The sequence below is a fragment of the Azospirillum sp. UENF 211521 genome (assembly GCF_058780535.1).
In genome coordinates, this window is sequence record NZ_JBSNCF010000002.1 from 47,406 (window position 1) to 66,537 (window position 19,132).

Annotated in this window: 21 protein-coding genes and 1 tRNA gene; 19 read left to right on the forward strand and 3 right to left on the reverse strand. The window is 68.9% G+C overall.

The window, feature by feature from the left end; genetic code table 11:
- Positions 1–61 precede the first annotated feature (61 nt).
- The 11 genes from ACWPN5_RS16945 (at position 62) to ACWPN5_RS16995 (ending at position 10,153) form a co-directional block, all read left to right on the forward strand.
- Entirely contained in the window at positions 62–1,153 is a 1,092-nt protein-coding gene (locus tag ACWPN5_RS16945) for a lysozyme family protein (protein ID WP_492296436.1), read from the forward strand.
- 142 nt (positions 1,154–1,295) lie between these two features.
- A complete protein-coding gene (gene infA, locus ACWPN5_RS16950) occupies positions 1,296–1,514 on the forward strand; it encodes a translation initiation factor IF-1 (RefSeq protein WP_014198195.1) in 219 nt (72 codons plus the stop codon).
- Between the two features lie 56 nt (positions 1,515–1,570).
- Positions 1,571–2,176: a Maf family protein gene (locus ACWPN5_RS16955; protein ID WP_145689911.1), complete on the forward strand. Its 606-nt coding sequence runs from the start codon at positions 1,571–1,573 to the stop codon at positions 2,174–2,176.
- A complete protein-coding gene (locus ACWPN5_RS16960) occupies positions 2,173–3,414 on the forward strand; it encodes a ribonuclease E/G (protein ID WP_492296437.1) in 1,242 nt (413 codons plus the stop codon). The genes ACWPN5_RS16955 and ACWPN5_RS16960 overlap by 4 nt, the downstream gene beginning before the upstream one ends.
- Before the next feature lie 3 nt (positions 3,415–3,417).
- Positions 3,418–3,603 carry a DNA gyrase inhibitor YacG gene (yacG, locus tag ACWPN5_RS16965; RefSeq protein WP_145689913.1) on the forward strand — a complete coding sequence of 62 codons (186 nt, stop codon included), beginning with the start codon at positions 3,418–3,420 and terminating at the stop codon, positions 3,601–3,603.
- Positions 3,604–3,701: 98 nt separating this feature from the next.
- A tRNA-Phe gene (locus ACWPN5_RS16970) sits at positions 3,702–3,777 on the forward strand.
- 166 nt (positions 3,778–3,943) lie between these two features.
- Positions 3,944–4,921 carry a glycosyltransferase family 10 domain-containing protein gene (locus ACWPN5_RS16975; RefSeq protein ID WP_200477136.1) on the forward strand — a complete coding sequence of 326 codons (978 nt, stop codon included), beginning with the start codon at positions 3,944–3,946 and terminating at the stop codon, positions 4,919–4,921.
- Positions 4,922–4,939: 18 nt separating this feature from the next.
- Positions 4,940–5,662 carry a hypothetical protein gene (locus ACWPN5_RS16980; protein ID WP_492296438.1) on the forward strand — a complete coding sequence of 241 codons (723 nt, stop codon included), beginning with the start codon at positions 4,940–4,942 and terminating at the stop codon, positions 5,660–5,662.
- Between the two features lie 11 nt (positions 5,663–5,673).
- Positions 5,674–8,160 carry a tetratricopeptide repeat protein gene (locus tag ACWPN5_RS16985; protein WP_492296440.1) on the forward strand — a complete coding sequence of 829 codons (2,487 nt, stop codon included), beginning with the start codon at positions 5,674–5,676 and terminating at the stop codon, positions 8,158–8,160.
- Positions 8,157–8,942: a galactosyltransferase-related protein gene (locus ACWPN5_RS16990; protein ID WP_492296441.1), complete on the forward strand. Its 786-nt coding sequence runs from the start codon at positions 8,157–8,159 to the stop codon at positions 8,940–8,942. Before ACWPN5_RS16985 ends, ACWPN5_RS16990 begins: the two co-directional genes overlap by 4 nt.
- Before the next feature lie 131 nt (positions 8,943–9,073).
- On the forward strand, positions 9,074–10,153 hold the full coding sequence (locus ACWPN5_RS16995) for a ParA family protein (protein WP_247888501.1): 1,080 nt from the start codon (positions 9,074–9,076) through the stop codon (positions 10,151–10,153).
- 1 nt (position 10,154) lies between these two features.
- On the opposite strand, the gene ACWPN5_RS17000 is transcribed toward ACWPN5_RS16995, so the two are convergent.
- Positions 10,155–10,583 carry an Lrp/AsnC family transcriptional regulator gene (locus ACWPN5_RS17000; RefSeq protein WP_014198205.1) on the reverse strand — a complete coding sequence of 143 codons (429 nt, stop codon included), beginning with the start codon at positions 10,581–10,583 and terminating at the stop codon, positions 10,155–10,157.
- A 130-nt stretch (positions 10,584–10,713) separates the two neighbouring features.
- Here ACWPN5_RS17000 and rocF point away from each other — a divergent pair, with 130 nt between their 5' ends.
- From rocF to ACWPN5_RS17015, 3 genes are all read left to right on the forward strand, one after another.
- Positions 10,714–11,679 carry an arginase gene (rocF, locus tag ACWPN5_RS17005; RefSeq protein WP_492296443.1) on the forward strand — a complete coding sequence of 322 codons (966 nt, stop codon included), beginning with the start codon at positions 10,714–10,716 and terminating at the stop codon, positions 11,677–11,679.
- Positions 11,680–11,721: 42 nt separating this feature from the next.
- Positions 11,722–12,939, forward strand: coding sequence for an ornithine--oxo-acid transaminase (gene rocD / locus ACWPN5_RS17010; protein WP_492296444.1), 1,218 nt, complete (start codon positions 11,722–11,724; stop codon positions 12,937–12,939).
- 246 nt (positions 12,940–13,185) lie between these two features.
- The gene (locus ACWPN5_RS17015; protein WP_492296445.1) at positions 13,186–14,301 is read left to right on the forward strand and encodes a M14 family metallopeptidase; all 1,116 of its coding nucleotides are present in this window, start codon (positions 13,186–13,188) and stop codon (positions 14,299–14,301) included.
- Between the two features lie 153 nt (positions 14,302–14,454).
- Here ACWPN5_RS17015 and ACWPN5_RS17020 read toward each other — a convergent pair whose 3' ends face one another.
- Positions 14,455–15,213: a hypothetical protein gene (locus ACWPN5_RS17020; RefSeq protein WP_492296446.1), complete on the reverse strand. Its 759-nt coding sequence runs from the start codon at positions 15,211–15,213 to the stop codon at positions 14,455–14,457.
- Positions 15,214–15,410: 197 nt separating this feature from the next.
- On the opposite strand from ACWPN5_RS17020, the gene ACWPN5_RS17025 reads away from it, so the two are divergent.
- The 5 genes from ACWPN5_RS17025 (at position 15,411) to ACWPN5_RS17045 (ending at position 18,227) form a co-directional block, all read left to right on the forward strand.
- Positions 15,411–16,127 (forward strand): calcium-binding protein, encoded by a 717-nt coding sequence (locus ACWPN5_RS17025; RefSeq protein WP_492296447.1) that lies wholly within the window; start codon positions 15,411–15,413, stop codon positions 16,125–16,127.
- A 121-nt stretch (positions 16,128–16,248) separates the two neighbouring features.
- On the forward strand, positions 16,249–16,899 hold the full coding sequence (locus ACWPN5_RS17030; RefSeq protein ID WP_492296448.1) for a TetR/AcrR family transcriptional regulator: 651 nt from the start codon (positions 16,249–16,251) through the stop codon (positions 16,897–16,899).
- Positions 16,886–17,350, forward strand: a complete 465-nt coding sequence (locus ACWPN5_RS17035; RefSeq protein WP_492296449.1) for an SRPBCC family protein — start codon at positions 16,886–16,888, stop codon at positions 17,348–17,350. Before ACWPN5_RS17030 ends, ACWPN5_RS17035 begins: the two co-directional genes overlap by 14 nt.
- 34 nt (positions 17,351–17,384) lie before the next feature.
- On the forward strand, positions 17,385–17,819 hold the full coding sequence (locus ACWPN5_RS17040; RefSeq protein ID WP_200477145.1) for a VOC family protein: 435 nt from the start codon (positions 17,385–17,387) through the stop codon (positions 17,817–17,819).
- Positions 17,820–17,861: 42 nt separating this feature from the next.
- On the forward strand, positions 17,862–18,227 hold the full coding sequence (locus tag ACWPN5_RS17045) for a DUF1428 domain-containing protein (protein WP_492296451.1): 366 nt from the start codon (positions 17,862–17,864) through the stop codon (positions 18,225–18,227).
- Positions 18,228–18,236: 9 nt separating this feature from the next.
- On the opposite strand, the gene ACWPN5_RS17050 is transcribed toward ACWPN5_RS17045, so the two are convergent.
- Positions 18,237–19,121, reverse strand: a complete 885-nt coding sequence (locus ACWPN5_RS17050; RefSeq protein ID WP_492296453.1) for a hypothetical protein — start codon at positions 19,119–19,121, stop codon at positions 18,237–18,239.
- Positions 19,122–19,132 lie beyond the last annotated feature (11 nt).

The window sequence follows — 19,132 nt, forward strand, 5'->3', positions numbered from 1 at the left end:
TGCTAAAGCTGCGACGAAGGGTTCCGCGCCAGCGGTTCCGGTCTGACGGTTCCGGTGTTCCATGAAGGTCGCGCTGCCACCATTCGCCCCGCTTCCCGAGCGCAAGCCGGATGTTCCCGCGTCGCCGTCCGCCACCGGCGCCGCGCCGGGCGGATCGTTCCAAAGCGCGCTGGCGGACGCCCAGCCGCTTCCCCGCGGGCGGCTGGCCAACGGACAGAAGGTGCCGCCTCTGCCGGCGGCGAAGCCGGAGGCGCCGATCCAGCTTGCCGACGGGACCCGAGTGCCGTTTCCCGCCCGCAAGCCCGAGGCCGCCCCCGGCGCCGTTGCGACGGCCGCCGCCGCGGCGGCCACCCAGTCGACGGTGATCGGCGCCGCCCTGGCGAACAGCCCGGCCGCCGGGCAGGTGGTTCTGGCGGCCCAGCAGGTCGCCGGCCTGTCGGGCCACAGCTTCACCGCCATCCTCGCCCAGGCGACCCAGGAGAGCGGGCTCGACCCGGCGGCCCGCAACCGCTCCAGCTCCGCCGCCGGTCCCTTCCAGTTCCTGGAGCGCACTTGGCTGGACCTGTTCCGCCGCCACGGCTCCGCCTACGGCCAGGGCGAGCTGGCGAGCGCGATCCAGAGCCGCAACGGCATTCCCTCGGTCAAGGACCCGGCGGTGCGCCGCCAGATCCTGGCGCTGCGCCACGACGTCGACCTGTCCGCCGGCATGGCCGCGCGCTACCTGTCCGAGGGCCGCGACCGGCTGGAGGAGCGGCTGAAGCGCCCGGTGTCGGAGACCGAGAGCCGCATCGCCTATGTGCTGGGCGTCGGCGGGGCCGCCAAGCTGATCCGCGCCGCCGAGTCGTCGCCCAGGGCCGCCGCCGCGGAGCTTCTGCCCGCCGCGGCGCGGAGCAACCGGGGCCTGTTCTACGACCGTGCCACGGGCCGGGAACTCACCGCGTCGGAGACCGTCGCGCGGCTGACGCGCCGCATGGACACCGACCAGAAGGAGATGTTCGAGCGCATCGCGCAGGCCGCGGAACCCCGCTTGCGGCTCGACGGCGGCCCGTCGCCGCTCAGTTCTTTCCAGTCGGCGGCGCTTGGCGGCACCGCGGGCATGGACGCGGACGGCGCGGGGGAGTATGAAAACGGCGACGGAAACCCGTTCGGCTGAACCGCCGGCTGTTTCCGTCCCATCTGGAAGGCTTTGGCCAACCCCCACGCCGGAGGCTCACCGCCCCCGGTGGAATCCCCCTTGACCGGGCGGCTTCGGGAGGTCAGTTATTGCCTCGAAACTGTTACGGACTTAAGGGGCTATGGCTAAGGAAGATCTGATCGAGTTCTCCGGAACCGTCGTCGAGCTGCTGCCGAACGCGATGTTCCGTGTGAAGCTCGACAACGAGCATGAAGTGCTGGCGCACACCTCCGGCAAGATGCGCAAGAACCGCATCCGCGTGCTGGCCGGTGACCGCGTCAACGTCGAGATGACGCCCTACGACCTGACCAAGGGCCGGATCACGTTCCGGTTCAAGTGATTGAACCGGTTTCCCGCGTTGAACCGGTTTCCACCGTCGGCCATCCTCCCCGCGTTATGAGCACCGAAACCACCCACCGGCTCGTGCTGGCGTCCGCCTCGCCCCGCCGGCTCGACCTGTTGCGCCAGATCGGCGTGGTGCCCGACGCGGTCGACCCCGCAGACATCGACGAGTCGCCCCTGCCGCAGGAGCTTCCGCCCCAGCACGCGCTGCGTCTGGCCGGCGAGAAGGCCGCTGCGGTGGCCGCGCGCCATCCCGGCGCCTTCGTGCTGGCCGCCGACACGGTGGTCGCCTGCGGCCGCCGCATCCTGCCCAAGGCGGAGGAAGAGAAGCAGGCGCGCGCCTGCCTCGGCCTGCTGTCCGGGCGGCGGCACCGGGTGTTCGGCGGGGTCGTGCTGCTGTCGCCCACCGGCGATGGCGAGGCGTTGCGCCGGTCGGACCGGCTGGTGCGCACCGACGTGACCTTCAAGTCGCTGTCCCACGAGGAGACCGAGTCCTACATCGCCTGCGGCGAATGGCAGGGCAAGGCCGGCGGCTACGCGATCCAGGGGCGGGCGGCGGCCCATGTCCGCTGGATCGGCGGCTCCTACAGCAACGTGGTCGGGTTGCCCCTGTTCGAAGTGGCGGCGCTGCTGCGCGGCGCGGGGTTCCCGCTGCCGTGACGGGAGGCACCGTCGGCGCCGCATCGGAAATCCTGATCGACCGCGACGGTCCGCTGACGCGGGCCGCCGTGCTGACCGGCGGGCGGCTGACCGACCTCTACATCGACCATGCCGAGCGTCCGTCCCTGCTGGGCCATGTGTTCCTCGGCCGGGTGGAGCGCATCGCGACGGGGCTGGACGGCGCCTTCGTTGATCTCGGCACCGGCAAGTCGGGCCTGCTCTCGGCGCTCGATGCCCGCGGGCCGAAGGGGCGCCCGAAGGCCAAGGGCGAGCGGATTGGCAATTTGCTGCGCACCGGCCAGACCGTGCTGGTGCAGGTGAAGGCCGACGCCACCGGGGCCAAGGGGCCGTCCCTGACCATGGACATCACCCTGCCGGGCCGTTTCCTGGTGCACGCGCCGCTGGGACGCGACGTCGCGGTGTCGAAGCGGCTGGGCAGCGGGCCGGAGCGCACCGAACTGGCCCGCCGCATCCAGGACATCGCCCCCGGCACCGGCTGGATCGTCCGGGCGGGCGCCGCCACGGCGCCGGACGGGCTGCTGGTCGCGGAGTCGGACGCGCTGCATCTGGCGTGGCGGTCCATCCGCGACGCGGCGGAGCGCGGCGGCGGACCCACATTGCTGCTGACCGGTCCTGACGCACCGCGCCGCGCCCTGATCGAGCATGGGGCGGCCGTTCCGTCGCGGATCATTGTGGACGACGCGGCGCTGGCCCGTGACCTCGCCGGCTGGTGCGCCGACCGCGCGCCGGATCTGGAGGAGCGGGTGGAGGCGTTCGACGCCCGCCTGATCGCCGCGCCCTCCGACGGCCGGCAACGGCTGTTCGACCTGCGCGATCTCGACGCTGAAATCGAAACGCTGCTCGGCACGCGGGTGCCGCTGTCCGGTGGCGGGTCGCTGGTCATCGAGCGGACGGAGGCGATGACCGTCGTCGACGTCAACGCGGGGGAGCGCGGCAACCCGCTGGACGTCAATCTGGAGGCGGCGGCGGAGATCGCCCGGCAACTGCGCCTGCGCAACGCCGGGGGAATCGTCGTCGTCGATTTCGTCAACATGCGGAACCGGGGCGACGCCGAACGGCTGTTGAACGCCCTGTCCCGCGCGGTGGAGGATGACCCGGCGCAGACCCAGGTCTATGGCCTGTCCAAGCTGGGTCTGGTGGAGATGACCCGCGCCCGGCGCGGCACGGCCCTGGCCGAATTGCTGGGAACCGTCCGCACGGCCGCGGCGGAGGATTGAGCGATGAACGACAACCAGAAGCCATCTGAGAAAGCCTGCCCGATCTGCGGCCGTCCGGCGGTGGAGGAGACCAAGCCCTTCTGCTCCAAGCGCTGCGCCGACGTGGATTTGTCGCGCTGGCTGGGCGGCGTCTACCGCATCGAAAGCCCCGACCGCCCGGACGTCGAAGAGGCGGACGAGCGCGAGTGACGGGGCGGCGGATTTCTGCATTTTAGGGCTGGACAGGCCCGGCGAATTTGCCTACAAAGCGCGCCTCGACGCGCCGCGGTCTCCACCGCGGCCTCGGTGCCCAGGTAGCTCAGTTGGTAGAGCAGGGGACTGAAAATCCCCGTGTCGGCGGTTCGACTCCGTCCCTGGGCACCATTTCTTCCCCTCAAGGGATTGTGGTGTTGCAAACGCTCCGTCATCCGCGGGGCGTTTTTTGTTGTCCGCGCTGCGTCACCCGGACCGGCGAGCGCGCGGAAGGGGTGGCGTTCGCGTCGCGGCGACCGTATCGTGCGTCGCGCAACGATCCGGCACGGATGACGGGATGCTCGATCAGCGGACAAGCGCGTTTCTGGCGGAATTCCTCTCGAAGCCCGACGGCGATCCGGAACGGCTCGACCGCTTCCTGCTGCACGGCCCCTACCGTGGGCGGCGCGGCGGTCGGCCCCGGCTGAAGCTGGCCTTCCACGACTTCTGGCCGGAGTTCGACAAGGGCACGAATTTCTTCATCGAGATCCTGTCCAGCCGTTTCGACCTGTCGGTGGTCGAGGACGACAGCGACCTTGCCATCGTGTCGGTCTTCGGCGGGCGGCACCGCGAGGCGCGCAGCCGGCGCACCCTGTTCTTCACCGGGGAAAACGTGCGCCCGCCGCTGGACGGCTTCGACATGGCGGTGTCCTTCGACCGCGTCGACGATCCGCGCCATTACCGCCTGCCGCTCTACGTCATGCACGCCTACGAGCACATGCGGGAGGGGGCGGTGCCGCATTTCTGCTCCCCGGTGCTGCCGCCGGTGCCGCCGACGCGCGCGGCCTTCGCGGAGCGCGGCTTCTGCGCCTTCCTCTACAAGAACCCGAACGGGGAGCGCCGCAACCGCTTCTTCCCGGCGCTGGACGGGCGGCGGCGCGTCGATTCGGTGGGCTGGCACCTGAACAACACCGGCAGCGTCGTCAAGATGGGCTGGCTGGCGAAGATCCGCGTCTTCGAACGCTACCGCTTCGCCTTCGCCTTCGAGAACGCCAGCCACCCCGGCTATCTGACGGAAAAGATCCTCGACGTCTTCCAGGCCGGGGCGGTGCCGCTCTATTGGGGCGATCCCGACCTGGAGCGGGAGGTGGCGGCGGGCAGCTTCATCGACGTGTCGCGCTTCGCCACGGACGAGGAGGCGGTGGACCACATCCTGGCGGTGGACGGTGATTACGACGCCTATTGCGCCCACCGCGCCGTGGCGCCTTTCCTGGGGACGGAGGAGTTCCATTTCGACGCCTACCGCCTCGCCGACTGGATCGAGAGCCGGCTGTAAGGAGCGGAGGGGGACGGAATGGCGCGGGTGCTTCTGAATTACGCGGACGGGGCCTTTCTGGCGGCGCAGAAACGCAACGCCCGCAGCGGGATGGACATCGGCGGCTTCGATTCGGTGGCCATGCTGGGGCGGAGCCACATCGACCCGGCCTTCGCCGAGCGCAACCGCTTCATCCTCGACCAGCCGCGCGGGGCGGGCTACTGGCTGTGGAAGCCCTGGGCCATCTGGACCCTGCTGCGCGACCATCTGAAGGACGGCGACGTCCTGTTCTACTGCGACAGCGGCGCCCATTTCGTGCACCGCGCCGACCCGGTGATCGACCTGTGCCGGGAACGGCGCGACCTGCCCATCCTGTTGTTCACGTTGCAGGACGAATTCAAGAACCGCGGCTGGACCAAGCGCGACTGCTTCCATTTCATGCGGCTGGACCGTCCCGAATACACCGACGCCACCCAGATCCTGGCGAGTTTCATCGTCTGCGAGCGGACGCCGGAGACCATCGCCTTCGTCTCCGAATGGCTGCGCTTCGCCCAGGACGAGCGCATCCTCACCGACGCGCCGAACGAGTGCGGCAAGCCGAACTACCCGGAGTTCCGCGACCACCGCCACGACCAGAGCATCCTCAGCCTGCTTGCCCGCCGCCGCGGGGTCAGCACCATCCCCGACATCTCGCAATGGGGCGATGACCGCCGACTGCCGGAGATTCCGCGCATCCTGCTGCACACCCGCCAGCGGGACTGAGGGGGGCGCCCATGGACCGTCCCGACACCGCCGAACAGGCCGCCGCGTTGCATCGGCAGGCCGTTGCCGCCCAGCGCGAGGGCCGTGTCCGCGAGGCCGTGGCGCTGTTCCAGCAGGCGCTGGCGCTGCGCAAGGACGCCGACATCTATCTGGATTTCGGCAGCCTGCTGGCGGGTCTGTCGCAATGGGGGCCGGCGGGGGCGGTCTACGCCGCGGCGCTGAAGCTGGCGCCCGACTCCCTCGACGCTCATTACGGGGTGGCGCTGTCCCTCCACGCCCAGGGGCGCCCGGCGGAGGCCGAGCCGCATTACCGCACCGTCCTGGCGGCCTGCCCCGACGTTGGCGACGTGTGGAACAACCTGGGCGTGGCGCTCCAGGAGCTGGGCCGGCCGGCCGAGGCCGAGGCCGCCTACCGCGAGTCCCTGCGCCACCGGCCGGAGGACGTCGGCACCTGGAAGAATCTGGCGGTCGCGCTGGACGCTCTGGGCCGGACCGCCGAGGCCGAATCCGCCTACCGCGCGGCGCTGGCGCGCAACCCGGAGCACACGGTGTCCCTGAACAACCTCGGCGGCCTCGTTTCGGCCGCCGGGCGCCCGGACGAGGCGTGGCGGATCGGCGGACGCATGGCGGCGCTGAACCCGGCGGACCGTCACGGCTGGATGCTGCTGGGCAACGCCGCCCACGCGGCAGGCCGTTGGGGCGAGGCGGTGCGGGCGAACGCGGTGGCGGTGCGGCTGGCCCCGGACGATCCCGGCCCGCGCCGCAACCTCGCCAACGCGCTCGCAGCCGCCGGCCGGCGCGAGGAGGCGGTGGCCGAATACCGGGCGGTTCTCGAACTCCAGCCCGACTCCGTGGTGACGGCGGTCGATCTGGCGGTGGAATTGCTCGGCCTGCACGACACGGTGGGCGCGCTGGCGGTGCTGCGCGGCGCGATCGGGCGGCATCCGGAGCATGGCGCGGCGTGGCGGGTTCTTGGGCAGACATTGACCGGCGCCTTGCGGCCGGACGCCGCGCTCGACGCGCTGCGCCGGGCGGTGGCCCTCGATCCCGGCGAGCCGGCGGGGTGGGAGGATCTGGCCGCCGCCGCGACTCTGGCCGACCGGGTCGCGCCGTCCATCGAGGCCCTCCGCCGCGTTCGCCGGCTTTCCCCCGCCTACAACCCGGCGCTGGCGCAGCTCGTGCAGCAACAGCGTCACGCCTGCGACTGGCGTGACCTGCCGACCCTGGAGCGCGACCTGATTGGGCGGCTGCGCGCCGGGGCGCTGGGCGTGCCGCCCTTCGGCCTGCTGGCGGTGGACACGACCCCGGCGGACCAGCGGGCGGCGGCGGAGCGCTGGGCGCGGCAGAAGGCACGCGGCGTGCCGGTGGTGGCGCGCGCCGCCGGTCCCGGGGATGGGCGCCTGCGCATCGGCTATCTTTCCGCCGACTTCCACGAGCACGCCACCGCCTATCTGATGGCGGAGCTGCTGGAGCGGCACGACCGCACCCGCTTCGCCGTCACCGCCTATTCCACCGGCATCGACGACGGCAGCCCGATGCGCCGCCGCCTGACCGCCGCGGTCGAGCGCTTCGTGGATCTGCGCGACCGTTCCGACCGCGACGCCGCGCAGGCCATCGCCGCCGACGGCATCGACATCCTGGTGGACCTGAAGGGCTACACGGCCTTCGCCCGCACGGCGATCCTGGCGGCGCGGCCCGCCCCGGTGCAGGTGAATTGGCTGGGCTATCCCGGCACCCTGGGGGCGGACTTCATCGACGTCATCCTGGCCGACGCGGCGACCATCCCGCCGGGCGAAGAGGCGTTCTACCGCGAGGCGGTGGTTCGGCTCCCCCACTGCTACCAGCCCAACGACCGCCACCGCGCCATCGCCGAGCGCACCCCGTCGCGCGCCGATTGCGGGTTGCCGGAGGACGGCTTCGTCTTCTGCTGCTTCAACAGCCCCTACAAGCTGACGCCCGCTCTGTTCGACGTCTGGGCGCGGCTGCTGCGCGTCGTTCCGGGGAGCGTGCTGTGGCTCTACGCCGGCAATCCGCTGGTCGCCGGCAACCTGCGGCGCGAGGCGGCGGCCCGCGGGGTGGCGGCGGAGCGTCTCGTCTTCGCGCCGCCGCGCCCGCTGGCGGAGCATCTGGCGCGCCACCGGCTGGCCGACCTGTTCCTCGACACGCTGCCCTACAACGCCCACACCACGGCCAGCGACGCGCTGTGGACCGGGCTTCCGGTGGTGACATGCCGTGGTGCGACCTTCGCCGGGCGGGTGGCCGCCAGCCTGCTCGACACGGTGGGGCTGCCGGAGCTGGTAACCGACTCGCTGGAGTCCTACGAGGCGCTGGCCCTGGACCTCGCCCGCGATCCGGCACGGCTGGCCGGGCTGAAGGCGCGGCTGACGGCGGCGCGGACGGCCAGCCCGCTGTTCGACGGCGACCGCTTCGCCCGCGATCTGGAGGACGCCTATCGCGCCATCTGGCAACGATTCACAGCGGCGGGAGACCCGCGATGACGATCACGGACCGGCGGCTTCACATCGTCGTGCCCTACCGCGACCGCGCGGCGCATCTGCGGGACTTCGTGCCGCGGGTCGGCGCTTACTTCGCAACGCTCGCCGATCCCATCGACTACCGCGTCACCATCGTGGAGCAGGAGGCCGGGCTGCCCTTCAACCGGGGCGCCATCAAGAATGTCGGCTTCCTGCTGGGCGAGGCGGAGAGCGGCTACACCTGCCTGCACGACATCGACTATCTGCCCATCGACGCCGATTACGCCTGGGTCGACCGGCCGACCCCCATCCTGTCCTTCGGGGCGGAGCAGCGGCCGGTGGCGCCGGGGCGCTCGGACCAGACGGTGACCACCGACCTGGAGAGCACGATGGGCGGCGTCCTGCTGATGCCCAACGACGTGTTCCGGCGGATCGACGGCTATTCCAACGCCTACTGGGGCTGGGGCTACGAGGATTTCGACCTGTCGCTGCGCATCCGCTCCCGCCGCATCCCGACCGCGCGGCGGCCCGGCCGGTTCGAGCCGCTGGACCACGACAACGAGGGCTTCAACCCCGACGCCTCGGCCTCGCCCATCTCGCGGGTCAACAAGCGGGTGTTCCAGGCCAACTGGTCCGGCGGCACGATCCCGGAGGAGGACGGCCTGTCCAGCCTGTCCTTCGAGATTCTCGACCGCCGCCCCTGCGATGGCATCCATCCCGGCGCCGCGGGACGGTGGGAGATCGTGCGCGTCCGCCTGACCATGGCGCCGCTGCCCGGCCAACTGGCGGCCTTCAAGGCACGCTGACGCTGTTACCTTTCGGGACACCCGCGCATCTGCGGGAAGACATCGGCCCGCAGGCTTGGCTATAGTGCGCCGCTTTCGGCGGCTCTTGGCCCGCAGGACGAACACCCGCGAAACGACGAAGCGGAATGGACATGACCAGCCACGAAGACGTCTTCGACGCGCCGGAGACGCGGCAGCCGACCATCCTGGCGGTGTACAATCAGAAGGGCGGCGTCGGCAAGACGACCACCTCCGTCAACCTCGCCCTGGCGCTGGCCGCGCTGGGCAAGAGCGTCGTCCTGATCGACTTCGACCCGCAGAGCAGCGCCACCAGCAACTTCCTGCTGCGGGAGAAGGCGCGCGTCGGCATCAACGACCTGCTGAGCCAGGACACCTTCGTCGAGGACGCCATCACCCCGACCAGCTTCGACGGGCTGTCGATGATCGTCGGCGCGCGCAAGCTCTATTCGCTGGAGCACGCGCTGGACGCCCGCGGCGGCTCGCAGCGCGGCCTGCGCAAGGCGCTGCACTTCTCGCGCAACCCGCCGGACTATGTGGTGATCGACTGCCCGCCGGCGCTCGGCCATCTGGCGGCGGGCGCGCTGGCGGCGTCGGACCGGCTGGTGCTTCCGGTCTTTCCGGGGCGCTACGCGCTGGACGGGCTGAAGCGCACCCTGTCGGTGGTCGAGCACATCCAGAAGGGCATGAACCCCAACCTGTCGGTGGCCGGCATCCTGATGCTGTCGATCACCAACGACGAGGTTGGGCGCGAATCGCTGACCCTGCTGCGCTCCGAATTCCCGGATCTGATGTTCCGCACGGCGATCCCCTACGACGTGGATGTGGTGAAGGCGACCTACCGCCGGATGCCCGCGGCGATCTTCAGCCCGGAAGGGCGGACGACCACGCGTTTCCTGGCGCTGGGCTGGGAAATCGTCCACGGCCGCGGTTCCTCCCCGACCGACGAGCAGTTGAAGCCGGCGCAGGACCGCATCCGCGCGTGGCACGCCGACACCGACTCCTCCTACAGCGCCCGCCGCGCGGCGGCGCCGGACGAGGGTGACGACTCCACGGGCGGCGGCAATGGGCGCGGTGCGTCGGCGGAGGCGCCGAAGGGCGGCGGCGGCCGGGCGCTGGTCGCCGCGGCGGTCGGGCTGATCGTCGGCTTCGCCCTGGGCGCGCTGTTCGGGCAACCGCTTCTGGGCGGCGTGCTGGCGGGGCTCGGCGGCTGACCTACAGCACCGCCTTGCGGGCGGAAAGCAGGATGCTGGTCTCGGTGGAGGCGATGCCGGCGATCTGCCGGACGCGGCGCAGCGTGTCGTCGAAGGCCTCCAGCGACTCCGTTTCGATTTCAGCGACGACGTCCCAGCGCCCGTTGGTGGTGTAGACCGTCCGCACCTCCGGAAAGCCGTGCAGGCGGGCGATGACCGTCTCGGCGGCGCGGCCCTCGACCTCGATCATCGTGATGGCCCGGACCATGGCGGGCCGCAAATCCTTGCGCAGCAGCACCGTGAAGCCGGCGATCACCCCGCTCTCGACCAGACGGTCGATGCGGGCGCGCACGGTCGCGCGCGACACCTTCAGCGCGGCGGCGAGGCCGGCGACGGGCTGGCGCGCGTCGGCGCGCAGCAGACCCAGCAGGCGGTGGTCCAGGTCATCCATGCCAAAATGATAAGCTGCGCTTGGCAAACTGTCAAAAACGCCGCCGTTCGTTGGCACTTTTCCGTCTTTCTGTCGCCTGCTCGGCCCCCGATAGTCATGGGAGACAGTTTCACACCGGGAGAGGGACGGCATGGCGTCGGGGAATCGGGACGATCAGCGCTTCGTGGAGATCATCGGCGTTCCCATCGAGGCGGGGGCCGGCCATCCCGGCGCCCTGATGGGGCCGGCGGCGCTGCGCACGGCGGGGCTGGTCCGCGCCCTGCGCGATCTCGGGCACGAGGTCCGCGACCTGGGTGACCTGGCTCCCAATCCCTGGAGCGAGGGCGACGCCGCCACCGCCCGTCTGGCGGAGATCACCGCCTGGTCGCGGGCGCTGGCCGACCGCTCCTACGCCATGATGCAGGCGGGCGGCGTGCCGGTCTTCCTGGGCGGCGACCACAGCCTGTCCATGGGCTCGGTCACCGGGGTGGCCCGCCATTGCCGGGAGACGGGTACGCCGCTGTTCGTGCTGTGGCTGGACGCCCACGGTGACTTCAACACCCCCCACACCTCGCCGTCCGGCAACATGCACGGGATGCCGGTGGCCCTGCTGTGCGGGGAGGACGGTTTCGACGACGTGTTTCCGCCGGAGCAGCGGGCCACCGTGAACCCGGCCCATGTGCATCTGTTCGGCATCCGCTCCCTCGACCCCGGCGAGCGGCGCCTGCTGCGCGCCCGCGGGGTGGACGTGGTGGACATGCGTCTGATCGACGAGCATGGGGTCGGCGTCCACATGCGCCGCATCATCGAGCGGGTGCGGCAGGCCGGCGGCCATCTGCACGTCAGCCTGGACGTGGACTTCCTCGACCCCGCCATCGCGCCGGCGGTGGGGACGGCGGTGCTGGGCGGGGCGACCTACCGCGAGGCGCACCTCATCATGGAGATGCTTCACGACGCCGGCGTCGTCGGCTCGCTCGACGTGGTGGAGCTGAACCCCTTCCTGGACGAGCGGGGCAAGAGCGCGCTCCTGCTGGTCGATCTGGTCGCGAGCCTGTTCGGGCGCCGCATCATCGACCCCGCCGTCACCCAGTCGCAGATCGGCGGCCAAGCCGTTTGAAACAAGCCGTCTGAAGAAGAAACAACTCCCGGAGAGAACGCCATGCTTCAGCACGCCGCCGACCTGATCGGGACCGAACACCGCCTGGGCGCCCACAATTACAAGCCGCTGGACGTCGTGCTGGCGCGCGGCGAGGGCGTCTATGTCTGGGACACCGAAGGCAACCGCTATCTCGACTGCCTCTCGGCCTACTCCGCCGTCAACCAGGGCCATTGCCACCCGAAGATTCTGGAGGCGATGGTGCAACAGGCGTCCAAGCTGACCCTGACCTCCCGCGCCTTCCGCAACGACCAGCTCGCGCTGTTCTACGAAGAGCTGGCGGCGCTGACCGGCTCCCACAAGATCCTGCCGATGAACAGCGGGGCGGAGGCGGTGGAATTGGCGATCAAGACGGTGCGCAAGTGGGGCTACGAGGTGCGCGGCGTGCCGGAGAACCAGGCGGAGATCATCGTCTGTTCGGACAATTTTCACGGCCGCACCATCTCCATCGTCAGCTTCAGCACCGACCCGGACGCCCGCGGCGGCTTCGGCCCCTTCACGCCGGGCTTCCGCACCGTGCCCTTCGGCGACGCGGCGGCGCTGGAGGCGGCGCTGACCCCCAACACGGTGGCCGTCCTGCTGGAGCCGATCCAGGGCGAGGCCGGGGTGGTCATCCCGCCCGCCGGCTATCTGCGCCGGGTGCGCGACCTGTGCACGGAGCGCAACGTCGTGATGATCCTGGACGAGATCCAGACCGGGCTGGGCCGCACCGGCAAGCTGCTGGCCGAGGAGCACGAGGGGGTGGAGGCCGACGTCACCCTGATCGGCAAGGCGCTGTCCGGCGGCTTCTACCCGGTGTCGGCGGTGCTGTCGAACTCCGAGGTGCTGGGCGTGCTGAAGCCCGGCCAGCACGGCAGCACCTTCGGCGGCAACCCGCTGGCCTGCGCCGTCGCCCGCGCCGCCATGCGGGTGCTGGTGGAGGAGGGCATGATCGACAACGCCGCCGCCCAGGGCGCCTACTTCCTGGAGCAACTCGGCGCCATCCGCAGCAACGTGATCCGCGAGGCGCGCGGGCGCGGCCTGATGCTGGCGGTGGAACTGCACCCGGAGGCGGGCGGCGCGCGCCGCTATTGCGAGGCGCTGCGGGCGCGCGGCGTCCTGGCGAAGGACACCCACGACCACACCATCCGCATCGCCCCGCCGCTGGTCATCACCCGCGAGCAGGTCGATTGGGCGCTGGAGCAGTTCGACGCCGTCCTGACGGGAACCGCCGTTCCGTAAAAGGCCAGGGTCATCGCATTCGCCCCTTTTAACCCTCTCCCCTCCGGGGAGAGGGTGGCCCGGAGGGCCGGTGAGGGGGGTGCGCTTGTGCCGGACGTCCCGCCAAGCGCAACCCCCTCACCCTAACCCTCTCCTCAGGGGGAGAGGGGACTTAATCGAGACAGCCCAGCGCAAAAGGCGCTTGCGGCCCGCCCCGGCCTTCGCCACGGTGGGGCGGGCTTCTCCTTTATCCAGCAGCGATCCGCCATGCACAGCGCCATCATCGACCTCCCGTCCGCCACCCCCGGCACCCGGCGGACCCTGACCGTCCAGCGCTTCGGCACGGCGGGCGCTCGGCCCTGCGCCTACATCCAGGCGTCGCTGCACGCCGATGAGATCCCGGCGATGCTGGTGGCCGACAAGCTGCGCCGCATCCTGACCGCGCTGGAGGCCGAGGGGCGGATCGCCGGCGAGGTGATCCTCGTCCCGGTCGCCAACCCGGTGGGTCTGGGCCAGTCGCTGATGGACCATCACCTGGGCCGCTTCGACCAGGACGACGGCAAGAACTTCAACCGCGACTACCCCCACCTGACCGAGGCGGTGGCCGAGCGCGTGGCCGACCGGCTGACCGACGACGGCGAGGCCAACAAGGCCGCCATCCGCGCCGCCTTGGCCGACGCGCTGGCCGAACGCACCCCGCGCACCGAGACGGAGCACATGAAGCACCGTCTTCTGGAACTGGCGCTCCAGGCCGATTGGGTGCTGGACCTGCATTGCGACCTGGAAGCGGTGATGCACCTCTACACCCTGACGCCCTCGGCGGAGGCCTTCGCCCCGTTGCAGCGGCTTCTGGGCGCGCAGGCGGTCTTCCTGGCCGAGGAATCCGGCGGCGACCCCTTCGACGAGGCGGTCAGCCGCCCCTGGAACGAGCTTGCCAAGCGCTGGCCCGACCGCCCGATCCCCTTCGGCTGCCATTCCGTGACCGTGGAGCTGCGCGGGCAGGCCGACGTGGAGCACGCCCAGGGCGAAGCGGACGCCCGGGCCATCGCTGGCTTCCTCACCCACGTCGGCGTCCTGTCCGGCGAGCCGCCGGCCCTGCCGGAGCCGCTGTGCGCCCCGACCCCGCTGGAATCTTCCGAGCCGCTGACCGCGCCGGTGGGCGGCGTGGTGGTTTTCCATCACAAGGCGGGCGACCGCGTCGAGGCCGGCGCCGTGGTCGCCGACATCCTCGACCCGCTGACCGGCGAGGTGACCCCAGTGCGCAGCGAGTTGGCGGGCGTGCTCTACGCCCACAGCGCGACCCGCTTCACCCTGGCGGGCAAGCGGATCGCCAAGGTGGCGGGGACGACGCTGCGGCGGACGGGGCCGTTGCTGAGCGCGTAATCCAGTTGCACGATGATGCCCTCATCGTTGTTCAGCCGCGACATTCGGCCGATCAAAGCGCTGGCGCTGATTGAGGGGGCCACGTCGGCAGAGCCATGCGGCGCTGCCGGCAAGAGGTGGCAATCCTGGCCATGCTCGCTCTCTCGATCCGTCTCACGACGCTGATCCGGATTTGATTTTATCAAGGATCTTTTCGTTTTCCTTCGCGTGATTGTTCACGTCCGCTTCGGCCAACATCTTGATGGCGGATTCGAATTTTTCCGATTTGAAGCCAAGTTCGTTCAAGCGCTGTCCGGCTTGGCGCTCTTCGTCACTCTGCACGTAGCGTTCATCGCCAGCGCTCATAAAATACGGCGTGCTGACATTTCCAAAGGATCTTTTGGCGGCTTCGAATTCCGCGGACCCCTCGACATTCTTGCCGAAGACCTCGCTTTGCATTTGCTGCATCGCGGCGATTTCCTGAGCGCCGGTCATGCCGCTGCTTTTGATCGCGCTGCGCCGCGCGGCGGTTTGACTCATCTGTTCTGCCGAAATGTCGAGTGGGCCGGGCGTCCCGGATGCACGGCCCGAAAGGGACTCAACGGCATCGGATGCCTTGCCCCAGAATGTGTTGGCGCGTTGCTGCTTCAAATGACTGGACAGAGCAAGTCCCAGATCCCGCGCGCTCATCGCTCCGGAGGAAACCAAGTTTCCGAGTTTGCTGCGATCCTCGGTTGAAAGCTGTGAGAAGACCTTAAGGGAGTCTCCCTTCAATTCCGAGGCGAGAGGGCTGAGGACAACCGAGTCCTGTTGAGAGCCGGCGCGGCTGGAGGCCTGAGCGCCATCGCTTTTCGTCGATGCAGCGCCGGGCGGGGGCGTGGCCGGGATTGTCTTTGCTGCGCTGGCGGCTCCCGATAAATCGGAGACAATCATATCGATCTCCTTCGTCTGCGAAATTGCCAAATGGCGTTTCGGGGGCGTCTCTTCGATATCTAAGTATTAGATTTCGAATGATCGCGTCGTCTGCCTTGTATGTTCTCATTGCGCTGTTAATAAAAACTTAAAATGGTCGAATACTGTAGTATTCTCATGATTTGAATTCTAAGCAATGCAAACGTATTAATAAAAATATGTTGCCGATTTATAATTTTTGTGGGATAGGTGCGTCGCTGTATTATTCGTCTATAACTATGATGATGGGGGTTGTTATGGGTGTTTATGTTCTTCCGTCTACGCAGTACAACTGGAGCGCAACCAACGTCAGTGAGTCGTGGTCTGTGTACGGAAATAACCTTGATAACTATATTATTGGCGGTAATCTTGGTGATTACATTGACGGTGGTGCCGGGAATGACAAGATAGACGGTAATCCCGGTAATGATACGCTCAATGGTGGCACCGGCAACGATACACTGCTTGGCTGGACCGGCGATGACAATCTCATCGGGGGCAGTGGCGAGGATTGGCTTGAAGGGGAGGCCGGCAACGACACGCTCAACGGTGGGGCCTCGGGATTTCGTGATGTTCTCCTCGGTGGCGACGGAAATGATACATACATTCACTATTACAACGATACCGGCCTCTCTTGGATCGCTGACAGCAGTGGGTCAAGTGACAAGATCGTAATCAACGATGTTTCATCCATCTACGATCTCCGTTTCGCTCTGGATTCGAGCAATGCCAACAACTTGGTTATATACACCGATGCGGACGCGGTTAACGGTATCGGCGATGGCGTGGTGATTCAGGATTACTTTAGCGGCGGCGGGCATGGCGCCGGAGAGGTCGAGTATATTCAGGTGGGCAGCTACACCACTTCCCTCTGGGGCTTCCTCGGTCTGCCGTAAGCTTGGTATGCATTTGCGGTCGAAGAAGCTGGCGAAGGGAATCCTCGCCAGCTTCTTTGAATTGATCCGAACGCCCAAACATGTTTGACAGGCATACCAACCGTTCGGTATGTTTCAGGCTATGCCGAGACCTGCCAAACATCACCCCGAACGCGGCGATGCCCGCACCCGGCTCCTCAATGCAGCGCGGGACGTCATCCGGGCCAAGGGCTTCGCGGCGACCTCCGTCGATGATCTCTGCAAGGCGGCGGGGGTCACCAAGGGCGCGTTCTTCCATCATTTCGAGACCAAGGAAGCGCTCGGCGTCGCCGCCGCCGCCTATTGGGCGGAAACCACCTCGGCCTTCTTCGCGAACGCGCCGTACCACCGGCTCGACGATCCGCTCGACCGCCTGTTCGGCTATGTCGAATTCCGCAAGGCGATCATCGACGGCGATCCCGCCGAGTTCACCTGCCTCGTCGGGACCATGACTCAGGAGGTCTACGGGTCGCACCCGGCGATCCGCGACGCCTGCGCCGCCAGCATCTTCGGCCACGCGGCGACGCTCGAACCGGACATCGCGGCGGCCATGGCGGCGCGCGGCATCGAGGCCGACTGGACCCCGGCGAGCCTCGCGCGGCACACCCAGGCCGTGCTCCAGGGCGCCTTCATCCTCGCCAAGGCGACGGGCGGGCGCGAGGACGCGCTGGACAGCGTCGATCACCTGAAACGCTACCTCACGCTGCTCTTTTCACAGCCCCGCTCGAAAGGGAATCCCCATGACGGAAGGTGAGCGCGACCTCGTTCTGACCCGCAGCCTCGACGCGCCGCGCGGCGCGCTGTGGCGCTGCTGGACCAAACCCGAGTTGCTGAAACAGTGGTTCTGCCCCAAGCCCTGGTTCGTGTCCGAGGCGCGGATGGACCTGCGGCCGGGCGGCGAGTTCTTCACTCTGATGAACGGTCCGAACGGCGAATCCTTCGGCGAGCCCGGCGTCTTCCTCGACGTGGAGGAGGGGCGGCGTCTGGTCTTCACCGACGCCTTCCGCCCCGGCTGGCGGCCGTCGGGCCGGGCCTTCATGACCGCCGACGTGCGGTTCGAGGACGCGGGCGACGGCCGGACCCTCTACACCGCCCGCGCCATGCACTGGAGCGCCGAGGCGCGCGACGAGCACGAGAAGATGGGCTTCCACGAAGGTTGGGGCAAAGCGACCGACCAGCTCGAAGCCCTCGCCAAGACGCTCTGACCCCAGAACAATCCGACCGGGAGGAAACGACACCATGGAACCGACGATCTACCTGTTCTTCAACGGGACCTGCCTGGAGGCGATGACCCACTACGCCGAGACCCTCGGCGGCGAGGTCGTCTATGTGTTCCGCAACGGCGACGCCCCGGATGCGGACAGCCGGATGCCCGGCGGCGATCACCTCGTGATGAACATGATGGTGAAGCTGGGGGCGACCACGGTGATGGCGTCCGACTCGCCGGACAGCATGTACAGCAAGCCGCAGGGCTTCCGGGTGCAGATCGCCCCGCCGTCGCTCGCCGAGTTCGACCGCATCTTCGCCGTGCTGGCGAAGGACGCCCGCGCCGTGGAGATGCCGCCGGGCGAGACCTTCTGGGCCGAGCGCTTCGCCATGTTTACCGACCGCTTCGGCACGCCCTGGATGTTGAACCACACCGGCGCGAAGTGCCCGGACGCGGCGGCGTCCTGACGGACGGGGCCGAAGCTTCAAACAAACAATGGGAGGAAGGACATGGCGTACATCGACGGGTTCGTCATCGCGGTTCCGACGGCCAACAAGCAGGCCTTCATCGACCACGCCAACAAGATCGACGTCCTATTCAAGGAGCTCGGCGCGACGCGCGTCATCGAATGCTGGGGCGACGACGTGCCAAACGGCAAGCTCACCGACTTCCGCCGGGCGGTGCAGGCGACGGAGGACGAGACGGTCGCCTTCTCCTGGATCGAATGGCCGGACAAAGCGACGCGGGACGCCGCGATGGGGCGGATCGAGGAGCTGATGAAGACCGACGAGCGGTTCAGCCCGGAGAAAAACCCGATGCCCTTCGACGGCAAGCGGATGATCTTCGGCGGCTTCACGCCGGTCGTCGAGGTGTGAGCGGGCGCGTCAGGAGCCGGTGAGCGCGCCGGGCTCAGCGAGGGAAAGACCGAGGTCCGCGGCGGCGTTGCGCATCAGCGCCGCCACGTCCCGGTCCCTCATGCGCCGGTGTCCCGCCTCAGCCAGCGCCGCCCGACGCGCATCGTCGGCGACCAGCGCGCAGGCGGCCTCGACCAGCCCGTCGTAAGGGGCGAAGGCCATGGCGTCCAGAAGGTCGGGGTCGATCTCGCTGCCGGGGTGGCGCTCGGCCAGCACCGCCTTGCGGTTCGACAGCAGGTGCGAGACGCGGACGATCTCGAAGATGCCCGCCTCGTGGTAATGCAGGTTCAGCACCAGCTTGGCGTCGGCGACGAAGCGGTCGCGCAGCGCCCCGTAATAATGCTGGAGGCTGACCACGGTCAGCCCGCACTCGCCCAGCGTGTCGAGGACGGCGCGGCGCCGCGGGTTCACGGCGCCGTAGAACAGCACGTCGATGCCGGGGGATGGGCTGTTGGGGATGCGGGTCATCTCGTCCACATGCCCGATGGGAACGAGGCGCGCCCGGATGCCCTGGCCGGCCAGATCGGCGATGTTGCGCGGGCTGTAGTCCCACACCCGGCAGCGGCGCAACAGGTCCAGATAATGGGCGTTGCGCGGGTGGAGCGTGGCGATCTGCTCCAGATTGTAGAGGATGGTGCCGCTGGGCAGGCGGTCGCCTTCCTCCGGCGTCAGGTCATGCCCGCCGAGGACGATGGCGCGGCGCCGGCGGCCGACGCGGTTCCACACGATCTCCGCGTCGATGCCCAGGCGGCGCAGCGCGAAACGCAGGGTTTCCGCGACCTCCGAAAAGACGCTGGCCCCAGCGTCGCCCAGCCCGTTCTTCTTGATGATGACGATGTCGATCCCGTCGGCCATGCGATCGCCCC